A 15661-nucleotide genomic window follows, 5' to 3' on the forward strand; every position below is an offset into this window, starting at 1 on the left:
GAAGAACCACGATGCGCCTCAACGAAGTTACCTATTCGGACGCCAAACCAATTGACGGCTACGGACCTGGCTTTTTTCGCATCGGTGGTCAAGTGCATGAAGGCGCGGTTATCACCGGCCCGACCGGAACAACGGCATGGGGCGGTTACACCGATGATAAACAACTGCTGGATCTTGCAGGGCAGGTGGATGTGTTGTTCGTGGGCACCGGAGCCGAGATGGCACACATTCCCGCCACCCTCCGGACAGCTCTCGAGGATGCGGGGCTGGGTGTCGAAATCATGAATTCCCCCGCTGCCTGCCGTACCTATAACGTGCTTCTGGCCGAAGGTCGCCGGGTCGCGCTCGCCCTGATACCTGTATAGGTGACCCCTTTCATCTGGCCGGAAATACACCGGGGAGCGCGTGGGGCTGACCCTTCGCACGCTTCCAAATGCACGACGCGAGGGTCATGCGGCAATTCCCGCCTTTTGCCCCTGACGGCAATGGGATAAGCGGGACGCATGACACTGACCGTAACCAACCTGTCGATCACGCGCGGCGGCATTCCGGTGCTTGAAGGGCTGCATTTCACGCTTTTGGCGGGAAAGGCACTGATTCTGCGGGGGCCGAATGGCATCGGTAAAACAACGTTGCTGCGCACGCTGGCCGGTCTGCAACCCCCGCTTTCCGGCCAAATCGAAGGCGCGGAGGACCGCATCGCCTACGCCGCTCATTCGGACGGGCTGAAGCCGACGCTGACTGTTACCGAGAACCTTGCGTTCTGGGCCTCGGTCTTTGGTGCAGGCGATATTCAGCCAGCTCTGGATGCCTTTGAACTGAACGATCTTGCGGACAGACACGCGGGCAATTTGTCGGCCGGGCAAAAACGGCGTCTGGGGCTGGCACGGATGCTGGTCACAGGCCGCCCCATCTGGATGCTGGATGAGCCCACCGTGTCGCTGGACCGCAACGCGGTTGCCATGTTTGCGAATGCTGTGCGCAGGCATCTGGAGCAGGGCGGTTCAGCCCTGATCGCCACCCATATCGATCTGGGACTGGATGGCGAGGTGCTGGACGTTGGCCCCAACAAGGCCAAACCCAAACCCATCGATGATTTCGACGGAGGTTTCCTGTGATCGCTCTGTTGTTGCGCGACTTGAAACTGGCCTTCCGTGCAGGCGGCGGCTTTGGGCTTGGTCTGGCCTTTTTTCTGATAGTGACCGTGCTGGTGCCATTTTCTGTCGGTCCGCAATCGTCGCTTCTGTCCACTATCGCGCCGGGTGTGTTGTGGCTGGGCGCGCTGCTGGCTTGCCTTTTGTCCCTCGACCGCCTGCTGGCGCTGGATTGGGAGGATGGATCGCTTGATCTGCTGGCCACTGCGCCGTTGCCGTTGGAATCGGTTGTGACGATCAAGGCGTTTGCGCACTGGATCACAACCGGTCTGCCTCTGGTTCTGGCTGCGCCGGTGCTGGGCGTTCTGCTAAATCTGCCTACACCGGGTTTCTTTTGGCTTGTCGTTTCGCTTGTGGTCGGCACCCCCGCGCTCAGTGTCATTGGCACGTTCGGGGCGGCGCTGACAGTTGGTCTGAAACGCGGCGGTCTGCTGCTGTCGTTGCTGGTGCTACCCCTGTATGTTCCAACGCTGATCTTTGGTGCCGAAGTCGCCCGGCGCGGCGCCACGGAGATGGAGACCGGCACACCGCTGCTGATGCTGGCCGGCATTACCGCCGCAACCATCGCCCTGCTTCCCTTCGCCAGCGCAGCCGTTCTGCGCATCAATCTTCGGTGACGTTTGCCAACGTTGACCGATGTCAATTGAGAACACAGCCGACTCGGACTAGATAAGGCCCATGTCAATCGCAACCAAAGCCAATGCCCTCTGGGAATATGCCAATCCCAAAAAGTTCCTCGCCACGACCGAGCGGGTGCTGCCGTTTTTCTGGATCAGCGCCGCTGTCTGTCTGGTGGTCGGACTTGTCTGGGGCTTTTTCTTCACACCGGACGATTACAAACAGGGGTCGACCGTAAAGATCATCTATCTGCATGTGCCCGCGGCGTTGATGGCGATCAATTGCTGGCTGATGATGCTGGCCACGTCGCTGGTCTGGCTGGTGCGCCGTCATCACGTCAGCGCACTGGCGGCTCGGGCAGCAGCGCCGATAGGGGTGGTCATGACCCTGATTGCACTGGTGACCGGGGCGATCTGGGGTCAGCCGATGTGGGGTACCTGGTGGGAATGGGATCCCCGCCTGACGTCGTTTCTGATCCTGTTCCTGTTCTATCTGGGTTATATGGCCCTGTGGGAAGCGATCGAAGATCCTGATACCGCCGCCGATCTGACATCGGTCCTGTGCCTTGTTGGTTCGGTTTTTGCCATTCTCAGCCGTTATGCAGTGAACTTCTGGAATCAGGGGCTGCATCAGGGGGCTTCGGTGATGCGGGCGGGTGCGATTACAGGAACGGATACCGAAGAAAAGGTCAGCAATATCTACTTTTACCCGCTGTTGCTGTGCATCATCGGTTTTGTATTGCTGTTCATTGCACTGGTTTTTTACCGCACCGGAACCGAAATCCGCGCACGGCGCATAAAGGCGCTGTTGGCACGTGAAAGGGTGAACGCATGATCCCCGATCTTGGAAAATATGCCGATACGGTCCTTTCGGCCTATGGGGCGTCGGTTGTGCTGCTTGTCGCACTTGTTGCGTTCAGCATCCTGCGCGGCCGCAAAGTTCGCGCCGAAATGGAAAAGATCGAACAAAGGATGACCCGGCATGGCTAAGGTTTCCCCATTGATGCTTGCTCCGCCATTGATTTTTGGCGCATTCGCTCTTTTGGCGGCAGTCGGCATGTTCCGCGAAGATCCCAACGCCTTGCCATCCGCGCGCGAAGGTCAGCCTGCACCGCCGGTCGCTATGGCTGAATTTCCAGGAAAGCAGAACTTTGACGACGCGACGCTACGCGATGGCGAGGTGAAGCTGGTGAATTTCTGGGCAAGCTGGTGTGCCCCATGCCGTGCCGAGCACCCCAACCTCGAAGCCCTGTCGAAAGAGGGCATTCCGATCTATGGCATCAATTACAAAGACAAGCTTGGTAATGCCGACGCGTTTCTGGTGGAGCTGGGTGATCCCTATCGTGCGATCGGTCGGGACGAGAGCGGGCGTACCGGCCTTGACTGGGGCGTCTATGGCGTGCCCGAAACCTATGTGATTGATGGCGAAGGCACGATCATTCTGCGCTTTGCCGGGCCGGTCACCCAACGCGTCATTGAAAACACGATCCGCCCTGCACTGGAAAAGGCTGCGGGCAATTCCGGTTAGCGGCGCAGCCAGATCCAGACCATTGCGCCGATAAAGGCAAATGTTGTCAGGTTCATCAGAGTATCTGTCAGGTCACCGATCAGCATGGATCGCTCCTTCCTCGCGCAGGCCGCGGAACAGGCAAACCATCAGCAGAACCGAGATGAACACAAAGGGCAGGGCGCCCAGCGAGATCAGGATTTTTACCGAATCCACCGAACCCGACAGGATCATTGCGACGCTCAACAGCCCCAGCAAAGCACCCCAGATCAGTCGGACCTTAGGCGGCGGGTTCGGATCACCGGCCGTTGAAAATGTGCCCAGAACAAAAGCCGCGCTGACGACGCTGGTAACGATGAACAGAAATGCGGCCAGAACTGTGGCCAGCGTGGTGACAAAGGGCAGGGGTAAGCGTTCCAGCAGGCCAAAAGTGACGCGCTCGATATTGGTTTGAGTCATCGCCAGCAACTCACCCGCACCGTTCAAAGCTTCGAACAGACCAATCCCGCCGAAGGCCCCAAACCACAGAACCGAGAACAAAGTGGGCGCAAATAATACGCCGATCACAAACTCGCGGATCGTGCGCCCACGCGAGATGCGGGCGACAAAGACACCCACAAACGGCCCCCATGCGATCCACCAGACCATATAGGTCAGCGTCCAGTCGCTGAACCACTTGGCAACAGTGTCACCGAAAAAGGTGTAGGTCTGGAACCCGCGCGGAATGACGTTTGTCACATAGTCGCCAAAGCCTTGCACGACGGTGTTCAACAGATACTCCGTCGGGCCCAGAACAATGGTGTAGGCCACCAGGGCGATGGCAATCAGCATGGCCGCATTCGACAGCCGCGACATTCCCTGTCCCAGATCGATCATCAGCGCGGGCAGGTAGGCGGCAACCATTGCCACAAAAACTGCCCCGATCAGTAGGGCACCGGCCACTTCGACATTCATCATGACGGCAATGCCATCGGCCACCTGAAACACACCCATGGCCATCGATCCGCCCACACCGATTGCAATTGCAATGATCGCCATGAAATCGGACCACCACCCCACAATGTCGGCCCATCTCTCGCCGGGAAACAAGCTTTTGATCGGTGCGCTGACCAGCATCCCGGTGCCCCGGCGAAAGCTGAAATAGGCGATAGTCAGCGCGGTTGAACCGTAAATCGCCCAGGCATGCAGGCCCCAATGAAAATTGGTTGCCAGCATTGCCTGTTGAGCTGCGATAAAGTCCGGTGCCATTTCCGAAATGAACCGATAATGCGTCAGCGGTTCCGCCACTGCCCAAAACAGCAGACCCACGCCCATTCCCGCCGAAAACAACATGGCGATCCATGACGGGGTCGAGAATTCGGGTTCTTCATCATCCCGTCCCAATCGGATGTTTCCGTAAGGGGAGAACGCCAGAACAAGACATCCAATCAACATCCCCGAGGCAGCCAGCATCACGAACCAGCCCCGGCTGTGAAATGTCTGCTGAACGATGCCGCTGGCCCATGCCACCAGCCCTTGGATGTCAATGATGCCCCAAATCCCGACGACGGCAATGACTGCAAGAGAGCAGATCAGCAATGCGTTCGGCCTGGCCATCCGGGTATCCATCCCTGGTTGATATATCGGAAGATTGCAATGTTTTCAGGACTGTTACCAGAACTAACGACAGGCGCTTACCCCCTGAGCAGGAACAACTACAGCCGATACCCGCCCGAAACCGTAAGGACTTCGCCTGTTACAAAAGAGGCAGCGTCCGAGATCAGAAACCGGACAGCCCCGGCGACATCTTGCGGTGCTCCGATCCGGCCGAGGGCGGTCTCATTGACAAACAGAGCGGTCAGATCGTCCGGACGCGGCGCTTCGGGGATGTTAATCGCACCCGGTGCGACAGCGTTGACGCGAACGCCGCTCGGGCCAAGTTCTTTCGCCATTCCGCGGGTCCACAGGTTCAGTGCGGCCTTACTGGCACCATAAGTCACCGCGTCACGCGGAGGCAGGACAGCGTTGACGGACGAGATACTGACAATAGCGGCACCCGGTTCCAGATGCGGCAGAGCCGCCGCCAGCAATGCAGCCGGGACCAATAGGTGGAGGTCAAGAATCGCGCGGTGATTATCCGCGTCAAAGACATCCTTGGGCGTGGACGCGACCAGACCTGCATTGTTCACAATCACATCAAGCCTGCCAAAGTGGCGAATGACCTGCGAAACGACTTTTTCGGGCTGATCGGGTTGTGTCAAATCCGCTTGCAGTGGCAACAAATCGGTTCCGGTCGCCATATCTGCGGGTTCTGTGGACCGCCATGTAAACGCAACACGGTGATCCTTCGCCAGATCCTCGACAATCGCCCGCCCAATCCCGCGCGCGCCCCCTGTCACCAAAGCCACTTTGTCCATCCGCTCCTCCTTGGCACAACAGAGCCGGGAACGCGAAAAAAGGCAACTTCTTCTGTTCAAGACGCTTTGGACCGAGGGGGAAAACCTCGCAAAAGAAAAGGGCGCCCGCTGGGGACGCCCTTTCAGACTTCTAAAACCGTGGCTTAGCTTGCTTTTGCCAGGTTCCGCAGAACGTATTGCAGCACACCGCCGTTTTCGATGTATTCGATCTCGGGCGCGGTATCGATGCGGCACTTCAGGGTGATGGTCTTTTCGGAACCGTCGCCGAACGTGATGGTGCAGGGCACCTCCTGCAGCGGTTGGATGGTATCCAGACCGTGGATCGAGACGGTTTCATCCCCTTTCAGCCCCAGCGACTTGCGGTTATCGCCGCCGGTGAATTCGAACGGGATGACGCCCATGCCAACCAGATTCGAGCGGTGGATACGCTCAAAGCTTTCGGCGATCACGGCCTTGACCCCCAGCAGGGCAGTACCCTTGGCTGCCCAGTCACGCGAGGACCCTGCGCCGTACTGCTCGCCACCAAACACAACCAGCGGCGTGCCTTCAGCCTGATAGGCCATCGACGCGTCGTAGATCGAGGTCTGTTCGCCATCGGGGCCTTTGGTGTAACCGCCCTCAACGCCGTCCAGCATCTCGTTCTTGATGCGGATGTTGGCAAAGGTGCCGCGCATCATGACCTCGTGGTTGCCACGGCGCGAGCCGTACGAGTTGAACTCGCGCGGTTGCACCTGACGGTCCAGCAGGTACTTGCCTGCAGGGGTCGTGGTCGCAAAAGAACCAGCGGGCGAGATATGATCGGTGGTCACCATGTCGCCCAGAACCGCCAGAACCTTGGCGCCTTCGATGTTCGAAATGGTGCCGGGCTCATGCCCCATACCCTGGAAATAGGGCGGGTTCTGGATGTAGGTCGAGGTCGGCGGCCAGTCATAGGTTTCGGCATCGGTTGTCTCAACCGCCTGCCATTTCTCGTCGCCTTTGAACACGTCGGCATATTTCGACTGGAACGCTTCCCGCGTCACGGTCTGCTCGACCAGTTCGGCCACTTCCTGCTGGGTCGGCCAGATGTCTTTCATGAAGACGTCATTGCCGTCTTTGTCCTGACCGATCGGCTCGGACGTCAGGTCGATATCCATGGTTCCTGCTAGCGCATAGACAACAACCAGTGGCGGTGAGGCCAGATAGTTGGCGCGCACGTCAGGCGAGATACGGCCTTCGAAGTTCCGGTTGCCGGACAGGACCGAGGTAGCGACCAGATCGCCCTCGGCAATTGCTTCGGACAGTTCTTTCTGGATCGGACCCGAGTTTCCGATACAGGTGGTGCAACCGTAACCGACGAGGTTGAAGCCGATCTTGTCCAGATCTTCCTGCAGGCCAGCGGCCTCAAGATATGCGGACACAACCTGTGATCCCGGCGCCAGCGAGGTTTTGACCCAGGGCTGACGGTTCAGGCCCAGAGCAGCGGCCTTGCGTGCCACCAGACCCGCGCCGATCATCACGTAAGGGTTCGAGGTGTTGGTGCACGAGGTGATCGAGGCGATCACGACCTTGCCCGATTCCATGGTGTAGTCTTCGCCTTTGACGGCGACTTCCTTGCCCATCGGACGCTTGAACGTCTCGGCCATTTCCTTGGTGAAGGCGGCCTTGGCGTTGGTCAGTGCAACATAGTCCTGCGGACGTTTCGGACCCGAGATCGCGGGAACGATGGTGCCCATGTCCAACGACAGTGTGTCGGTGTAGATCGGCGCGTAATCCGCGTCACGCCAAAAACCGTTTTCCTTGGCATAAGCTTCGACCAGCGCGATACGGTCTTCGTCACGGCCGGTGTTGCGCAGATAGCGCAGCGTCTCGCCGTCGATCGGGAAGAAGCCACAGGTTGCGCCGTATTCCGGGGCCATGTTGGCGATGGTTGCGCGGTCGGCCAGCGGCAGACGGTCCAGACCTTCGCCGTAGAATTCGACGAATTTACCCACCACGCCTTTTTCGCGCAGCATTTCCACGACCTTCAGAACAAGGTCGGTGCCGGTGGTGCCTTCGACCAGATCACCGGTCAGTTCAAAGCCCACAACCTCGGGGATCAGCATCGAGATTGGCTGACCCAGCATCGCGGCCTCGGCCTCGATCCCGCCAACACCCCAGCCCAGAACGGCCATGCCGTTGACCATGGTGGTATGGCTGTCGGTTCCTACCAGCGTATCAGGATAGGCGACCTCATCCCCGTTCTGGTCGGTGTCGGTCCAGACGGTCTGCGCCAGATATTCCAGGTTTACCTGGTGGCAGATGCCGGTGCCGGGGGGAACAACGCGGAAGTTGTTGAACGCACCCTGACCCCATTTCAGGAACTGATACCGTTCCATGTTGCGTTCGTATTCGCGGTCGACGTTCATCTGGAACGCACGCGGGTTACCGAACTCGTCGATCATAACCGAGTGGTCGATGACCAGATCAACCGGGTTCAGCGGGTTGATCTTTTGTGCGTCGCCACCCAGCGCCTTGATGCCGTCGCGCATTGCGGCCAGATCGACCACTGCCGGAACGCCGGTAAAGTCCTGCATCAGCACGCGGGCCGGGCGATAGGCAATCTCGCGCGGGTTCTTACCACCTTTGTCGCCCCATTCGGCGAAGGCCTTGATGTCGTCGACCGAGACCGAGAATCCGTCATCCTCGAACCGCAGCATGTTTTCCAGCACCACTTTCAGCGCGGCGGGAAGCTTGGAAAAATCGCCCAGACCGGCCTCTTGCGCGGCGGGGATCGAGTAATAGGAAATGGATTTGCCATTCACGCTCAGGGTGCGGCGTGTCTTGGCGGTATCCTGTCCGACTTTGATGGGCATCTGTGGCCTCCCTCTCAAATGACGTGGAATATGGGATTCGCTGAGGGGTATCTGCATCACCCAAGCGCGCGGTTCAAGGTCCAAGAGGCGGGGTGCGGCAATTTTTGTATACCATTGCACACATTTCTGCCGATTTGTGCTGCAAAGGTTTCAAGAAACCTTGATTGGCTGTTGAACCGCAGAGTGTTTAAACCAGAGTGGCACAGCATCAATTCGAGGCTCAATATGTTCAAGTCAAGCGCTACGGCCCTGTTTCTTTCTGCCTTTTTCGCGTCATCCGCAATCGCCGATGACAACCTGGTCGTGGTCGAGTTGTTTACGTCTCAGGGATGCTCCTCCTGTCCGCCAGCGGATGCACTGATGCATGACCTCGCCAAACGGGAGGATGTGATCGGCCTCGCGCTGCACGTGGATTACTGGGACTACATCGGCTGGAAAGACGAGTATGCGGATCCGTCCCATGCAAAGCGCCAACGGGCCTATGCGCGCGAAGGTGGACGCACCATGATCTACACGCCGCAGATGATCATCAACGGTCAGGAAGATGTGGTTGGGGCCAAAGCGGCGCAACTGTCGAGCCTGATTGCCAAGCATCTAGCCGATAGCCCCGCCGCGAAGGTCGATGTGGCCCGCACCGGCAATGACCTTGTCATAGAGGTGAAACCGGCATTGGCTGCTTTAAATGGAGCGTATGACATTCAGGTCGTGCAATATTCACCGATGCGCCATGCCTCGATCAAACGGGGTGAGCTGGCTGGTCATGACCTGAACTATGCCAATGTCGTGGAATCCTGGCAGTCTGTCGGAAAATGGAACGGTGCCGAGCCTTTGACATTGTCGGCTACGCTGACCTCGGAACTGCCTGCGGCGGTTCTGGTTCAGAGTGCAGGGTATGGCCCGATTGTTGCCGCCGCCCGGGCCGAATGATCAGGGCATATCCTCGGGCCGGACACCCAGGCCGCCCCACGCTTTCCAGCGGCGGTGAATCCAGAACCATTGGCCCATGTTCTTGCGCACCATGGCCTCAAGATCATCATTGGTGAACTGGGTCATTGTGCTGGCGTCGGTATGCGGCACCGGCTCGTGCAGGACGATTTCAAAGTCGATGCCGTTTGGCTGACGCACGGCATAACACGGGATCATCACCGCCTTGTACTTGATGGCCAGTTCCGCGTTCAGAACCGATGTCACGGCCGGTTTGCCAAAAAATGTCAGTTCCTCGCCGCCATGGGCATGCAGGTCCGAAACAATGGCGATGATCCCACCCTTTTTCAGTGACCGAACCATCTCCATCATGCCCCGGCGGCCTTGTTCAAACATCGGTTCGCCGGTCTTGTAGAAGGCATCGACATACATGTCGTTGAAATAGGGGTTTGCCATCCTGCGATAAAGACAGCCAATCGGCTTGTTGCTACGGGCCTGCAGTGCAACCCGTGCGGCCAGATAGTGCCCGAAATGCGCCGTGATCATCATGATGGGTTTTCCGGCTTCACAGGCCTCGTCGAAGGCCTTGATTCCGGGGCCCGAGATCTTGGCGTTGCTCTGTCTCTCGGTGAAGCCCTCGGGCGAGAAGTGCTCCATGATGGCGCGGCCAGCATTATCCGGCACCGCCCGGCAGATGCGGTCAACCTCAGTCTCGGGCAGGTCCGGGCAGGTGAGTTTCAGATTGCGACGCACCCGTTTGTTAAAGCCCACAACAGGCGCGAGTGTTCGCATGATCGCACCCATAGCGGCAATACGCCGGTCGTATGGCAACAGGCGCATCCCGCCGATCACGCCCTTCAGGCACAGATTTGCGACATAGTATTTGCCAAGCTCAAAGCGGCTCAGTTCCGATTTTTCGACGGGCATTGGGGATACTCACCGGGTTTGCGTTTCGCGGTGCCAGACATACAGACCCGCTCCGACGATCACAAGCGTGCCGCATATCGTCCAGATATCCGGATACTCGTGAAAGAACACCGCACTCCAGATCGCGGCAAATGCAAGTCCGGAATAGGCATATGGGGCCAGCATCGCAGCCTCGCCCAGACTGAAAGCTCGGATGAGCATCATCTGGCCAATGGTTCCAAATCCAGCCACACAAACCATCAGTACCCATCCTGATGCAGTCGGGTGCTGCCATTGCGTGGGTGCGATCATGCTTAGCAGCACGGTGCCAACCAGCCCGGTATAGAAAAGCGACGTCCATGGATCTTCGTCAGGTCCGACGCGGCGGGTCAGCAGGGCATAGGCCGAGTAACATATTGCGGCCCCCACGGGATACAATGCAGCAGGTTGAAAGACACCAGCACCGGGTCGCAAGATGATGGCCGCACCGATGACCGCAAAAACGATCCCTGCAATGCGGCGCGGACCCAGATGCTCACCCAGAAACAATGCCGCACCCAATGTGATCAGTACCGGATTTATCGACATAAGCGCCGAGGCATCGGTCAGCGGAATTAAGCTGAGCCCCAGAAAAAAGAAACCTGTTGCGCCCATCAACAGTAGTGATCGTAGAAATTGCAGCATTGGATAGTTCGTTCGCACCACATTGTGCAATCGCGGCAAAACCAAAACAACGACAACGGCCATCTGACCCGTGTATCGAACCCACAGGGCGGACAGGACACCGGTTTGCGGTACCAGCGCTTTGACTGACGCATCCATCAGGGTAAAGCACAGGATGGCCAGAACCATGTATACAATGGATCGGTTGGCTGCTGCACTCATGAAAAGCGATCGGTGCAAGCGGTGAGAGCAAAAACAAATTTCATGACGTCAGTTATTCTGACTAACCCCGGACTGTCCATCGGTAACACCGATGAAATCCGCAACGATCCGGGATTGAGAAAATACCGGCAGAAACGTACTAACCGGCCCCTTCCTCATCTACTTCGGCGAGGGCTATTGCGCCTTCGTCGACCAGCCCGCGAATGACGCCAACGATGCTGGCCATGGCTTGTTCGGCATCAGTCTGCTTGATCTTGCCGCGTTCCCCGATCTCTTCCCGCAGGTTGTCGGCCATGCGCGTCGACATGTTGGCCAGCATGAATTCTGCGGCCCTTGCATCGCCTTCCGCTACCGCTCCGGCCAGAGCAGTCACCAAAGCCACCTGATCGACCGCGCGCAGAATGGTGGGGATGTCACGGGGTACGATGCGGGACGGAATGTGTGCGAAGGTAAAGATGGATCGCCTTACGGTATTGGCAAAATCCGCATCTTCTTCGTCAAGTGCGTTCAATAGACCATCGCGTGTTGCCGACGGCGACTGATTCAGTATCGCACCAACGCGGGCACCGGGTGCGTCCTTGAAGGCGGGTATCGGCCTTTGATCCAGTTGCGAGGCCAGCGACCAGCCGATTCTGTCAACGGCATCCGGTGTGACATTGCCGGTCTTGGAAACTGCAAACGTAATGCGCCGGGCAACCGGGCCGGGAAGCTGCTGCAAAAGCTGTGCCGCCTTGGCGGTGTCCAGTTTTGACAGAATGACAGCGGAAACTTCGGTGCTTTCTGCCTGAACTATCGCGCCAAGCTCATCCGGTTCCAACTCGCGAATGCGCTGCCATGGATCGCCGATCTGACGAACGCCAGCTTCCTTGCGAAGGCGCGCCGCCGTGGAAGGCGCAATTTTTCCGGTCATCGTGTCCAATGCCCCGGCAAGGCCATGCGGAAAGGACAGGCCGACACTGTCCAGCGCCTCGGCGAATTCCTGTGCGACGGAGCCGAGTGTTGCCCTGTCGATCAAACCCATACGGCCCATCTGTTGTGTCAGACGTTCCTGCAATGCGTCGGGCAATTCTTCCAGCGGAATATCCGCGCCCTCATTCAGCAACAGGCGCACAACTACGGCTGCCTTTTCTCGGCCTGAAAGTTGTCGGGGGATCAGCGCCGCGGGACCGTCGTTCCGGTCAGCCATAGGCGCCGGATCACCCGGAGAAATCTGAACAAGTGCATTGTTTTTTGCCATCTGCCTGCGCTGCCAATCTTCCGAACGTTGCGCAGGCAGAGTATGCGGCGGCTGGTAAAGAAACCCTGAAGTTCAATAGCTGTAAGTCAGCCCTGTCCTGATCGCCTCGCGTAGCGAGGTTTCGGCCCAAGTCCCTTCGCCGCCACGGGTCTTGATCTCGCGCCACTGGGCAATGGCCTGATCGGTTTTCCCTTCGGCCACAAAGCCTTGCGCCATGTAGCTGCGGGCCAGAATGTTGTCGGGATTTGCGGCGATGGCTTTTTCATAGAACACATTCGCCAGCTCCAGCTCGCCCATTTTGCGGTACGTAAAGCCCCAGTATGTCAGTACCCGATCATCATTCTGATCGCTCATGACGCGCAGGACATCCTGCGCATGATCATACTGCCCATCATAGGCCAGTTCCCGCACCGCGTCATATAGCTCGTCATCGGTAAAGTTTGTCTTGTTGGGTTTGACGCACTTCCCCGCACCCGCATCCCAAACCCGTCCGAACAGGCACTTGCGGGTTGTATTGGTTGGTTTCGGTGGGTTGTTGTCAGCACTACCGGCGGCGTGGACCGCAAGAGGGGTAAAGGCAAAGGACTGAAGGGCAATTGCAGTCGCAAGCAAAAGGCGCATCTGAGCACTCCGTTGAAAAATCTCATCCTGTGAAAGCATAGCGTGGTCAGCGAAAAAGCGAGCCACAATTGACCCGCTTCTTTTCAAAGTTCGGTGAGGTCCGGTTCAGCTGTTGACCTCTTTCACGCAGCTTTGGCTTTCGCTGTCCCAGATTGTGCCGGGAATACAGGACTGGGCCTGTTTCTGATGTGAACTGCAAGCCAATGCCGCCGAGGCGGTCAGCCCCAGTATCAACGAGCAGAGAAGCGTCCTGATGGTCATCGCGGTTCTCCTGTCTGAATGCTGCATCCAGTATAGAGATTTTCCGCGAGTCGGGCAAAAGCAAAGACCGGGCCGAAAATAGCGGCCCGGTCGATATAATTCTACCTGAGAAGATCTGGCTTAGTCGCCAAAAACACGAGAGAAAATCGTGTCCACGTGCTTGGTGTGATAGCCGAGGTCGAATTTTTCTTCGATTTCTTCGACGCTCAGAGCTGCGGTTACTTCGGCATCGCCCAGCAGTTCTGTTTTAAAGTCCTTACCTTCTTCCCAGACCTTCATGGCATTGCGCTGAACCAGGCGATAGGCGTCTTCGCGGCTTACACCGGCCTGTGTCAGGGCCAGCAGAACCCGCTGCGACATAACCAGACCGCGGAACTTGTTCATGTTGGCGATCATGTTGTCGGGATAGACGACCAGCTTGTCGATCACGCTGGTCAGGCGCGCCAGTGCAAAGTCCAGCGTGATGGTGGCGTCGGGGCCGATATTGCGCTCGACCGAGCTATGGCTGATGTCACGCTCGTGCCAGAGTGCCACGTTTTCCATCGCCGGAACTACTGCCATGCGTACCAGCCGGGCGAGGCCGGTCAGGTTTTCGGTCAGAACAGGGTTACGTTTGTGCGGCATAGCCGACGAACCCTTTTGACCCTTCGAGAAAAACTCTTCGGCTTCCAATACCTCAGTCCGCTGCATGTGGCGGATTTCGATGGCGACGTTTTCGATCGAAGAGGCAACAACGCCGAGGGCGGCAAAGAAGGCTGCATGGCGGTCGCGCGGGATAACCTGAGTGCTGATCGGCTCCGGCTCTAGCCCCAGCTTTTCGCAGACATGTTCTTCGACACGGGGGTCGATATTGGCAAAGGTACCAACCGCGCCGCTGATCGCGCCGGTGGCAATCTCCATCCGTGCCTTTTTCAGACGGTTCAGGTTGCGGTCCATTTCGGCATAGAAGCGGGCAAAAGTCAGACCCATCGTGGTTGGCTCGGCATGGATGCCGTGGCTACGACCGATGCGGATGGTATCCTTATGCTCGTATGCGCGGCGCTTCAGGGCGGCCAGCAGACCTTCCATGTCGGCGATCAGAATGTCGGCAGCGCGGGTCAGCTGAACATTGAAACAAGTGTCCAGAACGTCCGAGCTGGTCATGCCCTGATGGACAAAACGTGCCTCGTCACTGCCGACATGTTCGGCCAGGTGGGTCAGGAACGCGATGACGTCGTGCTTGGTGACGGCCTCGATCTCATCAATGCGGGCCACGTCGAACTCGACATCCTTGGCCTTCCAGACGGCCTCGGCATTCTCGCGCGGGATGACACCCAGATCGGCCATGGCGTCGCAAGCGTGCGCCTCGATTTCATACCAGATGCGGAATTTGGTCTCGGGCGACCAGATGGCGACCATCTCGGGGCGGGAATAGCGGGGGATCATTGGCAGCAGCACCTTTTTGTGATTGGCATGAGGCGTTGGCGCGGGTCATAGACTCGTGTGACCCAACGGACAAGGCAGGAGAGTGGGGATGAGACTGTTTGCCCTGATTTTTGCGGTTTTACCGGGCGTTCTGGCAGCGGAAGAGTTCCAAACCCTGACTGGTGCCGAGATACTTGATGCGCTTTCGGGGCAGAGGCTGGAATACAACAACGGTGCATCCCAGACTTTTGATGCGTCAATGTATACCCAATATTTTTCGGGCGGGCCCAGTTCTGGCCAATGGGCGGTGCGGGATGATCAGTATTGCTCGGTCTGGCCGCCGTCGGATTTGTGGGCCTGCTATACTGTGGAACGGCAGGGGGATGTGATCCGGTTTGTTGGATCAGGCGGCGACATTACCGAAGGTGTTTATTCTAAGTGATCAAACCTGCTAGCCTGTTTGATTTTCAAGGCCAGTGGCGGCTGAGCCGAGTTATCCAGGATGCAAAGGCCGCACAGACGCTGCATGCTGAGGGCACTGCCGAGTGGGCGCCGGATGAAGAGGGGCTTTGCTACCGCGAAGCGGTTACGCTGCATATACCCGGACAACCCGCGATCAGGGGAACGCGCAAATATTTGTGGCGCACCGATCAGGGCCAGATCGCCGTTCATTTCGAGGATGGACGGTATTTTCACCGGCTAGCGCTTGGGCAAAAGCGTATCAACGACCACCACGACTGCCCGCCTGACAAATATCACGCAAGTTACGACTTTTCCCAATGGCCTCAATGGTCGGTTCGCTGGGTGGTATCCGGGCCAGACAAATCCTACGAAATGCACACCCGTTATTCGTTTTTGCATGCGCTGACCGGGTTCCCGCACCCGAAAAACTCATCGTTCGGCCAGTAGTACTGG

General features: G+C 57.9%; 18 protein-coding genes. 9 read left to right on the forward strand and 9 right to left on the reverse strand.

The annotated features are described in order from the left end of the window. Positions 1-11 precede the first annotated feature (11 nt). The 6 genes from ACR0D6_RS06605 to ACR0D6_RS06630 all read left to right on the forward strand — a co-directional run bounded on the left by ACR0D6_RS06605 (position 12) and on the right by ACR0D6_RS06630 (position 3299). Positions 12-365, forward strand: coding sequence for an Mth938-like domain-containing protein (locus tag ACR0D6_RS06605; protein ID WP_480764923.1), 354 nt, complete (start codon positions 12-14; stop codon positions 363-365). 138 nt (positions 366-503) lie between these two features. After that, positions 504-1118, forward strand: a complete 615-nt coding sequence (ccmA, locus tag ACR0D6_RS06610; protein ID WP_170651831.1) for a heme ABC exporter ATP-binding protein CcmA — start codon at positions 504-506, stop codon at positions 1116-1118. Further along, a complete protein-coding gene (ccmB, locus tag ACR0D6_RS06615) occupies positions 1115-1771 on the forward strand; it encodes a heme exporter protein CcmB (protein WP_480764924.1) in 657 nt (218 codons plus the stop codon). The genes ccmA and ccmB overlap by 4 nt, the downstream gene beginning before the upstream one ends. Before the next feature lie 61 nt (positions 1772-1832). Then, positions 1833-2606 (forward strand): heme ABC transporter permease, encoded by a 774-nt coding sequence (locus ACR0D6_RS06620; RefSeq protein WP_170651835.1) that lies wholly within the window; start codon positions 1833-1835, stop codon positions 2604-2606. Next, a complete protein-coding gene (gene ccmD / locus ACR0D6_RS06625; RefSeq protein ID WP_480449929.1) occupies positions 2603-2761 on the forward strand; it encodes a heme exporter protein CcmD in 159 nt (52 codons plus the stop codon). Before ACR0D6_RS06620 ends, ccmD begins: the two co-directional genes overlap by 4 nt. Continuing rightward, the gene (locus tag ACR0D6_RS06630) at positions 2754-3299 is read left to right on the forward strand and encodes a DsbE family thiol:disulfide interchange protein (RefSeq protein ID WP_480764925.1); all 546 of its coding nucleotides are present in this window, start codon (positions 2754-2756) and stop codon (positions 3297-3299) included. The genes ccmD and ACR0D6_RS06630 overlap by 8 nt, the downstream gene beginning before the upstream one ends. Positions 3300-3371: 72 nt before the next feature. On the opposite strand, the gene ACR0D6_RS06635 is transcribed toward ACR0D6_RS06630, so the two are convergent. The 3 genes from ACR0D6_RS06635 to acnA form a co-directional block, all read right to left on the reverse strand. Then, positions 3372-4874, reverse strand: coding sequence for a BCCT family transporter (locus ACR0D6_RS06635; RefSeq protein ID WP_480764926.1), 1503 nt, complete (start codon positions 4872-4874; stop codon positions 3372-3374). 98 nt (positions 4875-4972) lie between these two features. Further along, positions 4973-5674: an SDR family NAD(P)-dependent oxidoreductase gene (locus ACR0D6_RS06640; RefSeq protein WP_480449927.1), complete on the reverse strand. Its 702-nt coding sequence runs from the start codon at positions 5672-5674 to the stop codon at positions 4973-4975. Positions 5675-5817: 143 nt separating this feature from the next. Continuing rightward, positions 5818-8508: an aconitate hydratase AcnA gene (gene acnA, locus ACR0D6_RS06645; RefSeq protein WP_480764927.1), complete on the reverse strand. Its 2691-nt coding sequence runs from the start codon at positions 8506-8508 to the stop codon at positions 5818-5820. A 225-nt stretch (positions 8509-8733) separates the two neighbouring features. Here acnA and ACR0D6_RS06650 point away from each other — a divergent pair, with 225 nt between their 5' ends. After that, complete coding sequence (locus ACR0D6_RS06650; protein WP_480764928.1) at positions 8734-9435, forward strand: DUF1223 domain-containing protein; 702 nt, start codon at positions 8734-8736, stop codon at positions 9433-9435. On the opposite strand, the gene ACR0D6_RS06655 is transcribed toward ACR0D6_RS06650, so the two are convergent. The 6 genes from ACR0D6_RS06655 to purB form a co-directional block, all read right to left on the reverse strand. Further along, entirely contained in the window at positions 9436-10359 is a 924-nt protein-coding gene (locus ACR0D6_RS06655) for a lysophospholipid acyltransferase family protein (protein ID WP_480764929.1), read from the reverse strand. Positions 10360-10368: 9 nt separating this feature from the next. After that, positions 10369-11223, reverse strand: coding sequence for a DMT family transporter (locus ACR0D6_RS06660; protein ID WP_480764930.1), 855 nt, complete (start codon positions 11221-11223; stop codon positions 10369-10371). A gap of 139 nt (positions 11224-11362) precedes the next feature. After that, positions 11363-12409: a flagellar motor switch protein FliG gene (locus ACR0D6_RS06665; RefSeq protein WP_480765243.1), complete on the reverse strand. Its 1047-nt coding sequence runs from the start codon at positions 12407-12409 to the stop codon at positions 11363-11365. Between the two features lie 123 nt (positions 12410-12532). Next, positions 12533-13081, reverse strand: a complete 549-nt coding sequence (locus ACR0D6_RS06670) for a tetratricopeptide repeat protein (protein WP_480764931.1) — start codon at positions 13079-13081, stop codon at positions 12533-12535. 105 nt (positions 13082-13186) lie between these two features. Next, positions 13187-13342: a chitin-binding domain-containing protein gene (locus ACR0D6_RS06675; RefSeq protein ID WP_170651853.1), complete on the reverse strand. Its 156-nt coding sequence runs from the start codon at positions 13340-13342 to the stop codon at positions 13187-13189. Positions 13343-13462: 120 nt separating this feature from the next. Then, positions 13463-14767 carry an adenylosuccinate lyase gene (gene purB / locus ACR0D6_RS06680; RefSeq protein WP_480764932.1) on the reverse strand — a complete coding sequence of 435 codons (1305 nt, stop codon included), beginning with the start codon at positions 14765-14767 and terminating at the stop codon, positions 13463-13465. Positions 14768-14855: 88 nt separating this feature from the next. On the opposite strand from purB, the gene ACR0D6_RS06685 reads away from it, so the two are divergent. Beyond that, positions 14856-15188: a hypothetical protein gene (locus ACR0D6_RS06685; RefSeq protein WP_480764933.1), complete on the forward strand. Its 333-nt coding sequence runs from the start codon at positions 14856-14858 to the stop codon at positions 15186-15188. After that, the gene (locus ACR0D6_RS06690; protein WP_480764934.1) at positions 15185-15655 is read left to right on the forward strand and encodes a DUF6314 family protein; all 471 of its coding nucleotides are present in this window, start codon (positions 15185-15187) and stop codon (positions 15653-15655) included. Before ACR0D6_RS06685 ends, ACR0D6_RS06690 begins: the two co-directional genes overlap by 4 nt. Positions 15656-15661 lie beyond the last annotated feature (6 nt).

The sequence above is a fragment of the Ruegeria sp. BJ6 genome (assembly GCF_056537885.1).

Bases quoted from the DNA above. Each gene is read 5' to 3' on its own strand.
- ACR0D6_RS06605 (WP_480764923.1), top strand. From the start codon at position 12: ATGCGCCTCAACGAAGTTACCTATTCGGACGCCAAACCAATTGACGGC.
- ccmA (WP_170651831.1), top strand. From the start codon at position 504: ATGACACTGACCGTAACCAACCTGTCGATCACGCGCGGCGGCATTCCG.
- ACR0D6_RS06620 (WP_170651835.1), top strand. From the start codon at position 1,833: ATGTCAATCGCAACCAAAGCCAATGCCCTCTGGGAATATGCCAATCCC.
- ccmD (WP_480449929.1), top strand. From the start codon at position 2,603: ATGATCCCCGATCTTGGAAAATATGCCGATACGGTCCTTTCGGCCTAT.
- ACR0D6_RS06630 (WP_480764925.1), top strand. From the start codon at position 2,754: ATGGCTAAGGTTTCCCCATTGATGCTTGCTCCGCCATTGATTTTTGGC.
- ACR0D6_RS06635 (WP_480764926.1), bottom strand. From the start codon at position 4,874: ATGGCCAGGCCGAACGCATTGCTGATCTGCTCTCTTGCAGTCATTGCC.
- ACR0D6_RS06640 (WP_480449927.1), bottom strand. From the start codon at position 5,674: ATGGACAAAGTGGCTTTGGTGACAGGGGGCGCGCGCGGGATTGGGCGG.
- acnA (WP_480764927.1), bottom strand. From the start codon at position 8,508: ATGCCCATCAAAGTCGGACAGGATACCGCCAAGACACGCCGCACCCTG.
- ACR0D6_RS06650 (WP_480764928.1), top strand. From the start codon at position 8,734: ATGTTCAAGTCAAGCGCTACGGCCCTGTTTCTTTCTGCCTTTTTCGCG.
- ACR0D6_RS06655 (WP_480764929.1), bottom strand. From the start codon at position 10,359: ATGCCCGTCGAAAAATCGGAACTGAGCCGCTTTGAGCTTGGCAAATAC.
- ACR0D6_RS06660 (WP_480764930.1), bottom strand. From the start codon at position 11,223: ATGAGTGCAGCAGCCAACCGATCCATTGTATACATGGTTCTGGCCATC.
- ACR0D6_RS06665 (WP_480765243.1), bottom strand. From the start codon at position 12,409: ATGGCTGACCGGAACGACGGTCCCGCGGCGCTGATCCCCCGACAACTT.
- ACR0D6_RS06670 (WP_480764931.1), bottom strand. From the start codon at position 13,081: ATGCGCCTTTTGCTTGCGACTGCAATTGCCCTTCAGTCCTTTGCCTTT.
- ACR0D6_RS06675 (WP_170651853.1), bottom strand. From the start codon at position 13,342: ATGACCATCAGGACGCTTCTCTGCTCGTTGATACTGGGGCTGACCGCC.
- purB (WP_480764932.1), bottom strand. From the start codon at position 14,767: ATGATCCCCCGCTATTCCCGCCCCGAGATGGTCGCCATCTGGTCGCCC.
- ACR0D6_RS06685 (WP_480764933.1), top strand. From the start codon at position 14,856: ATGAGACTGTTTGCCCTGATTTTTGCGGTTTTACCGGGCGTTCTGGCA.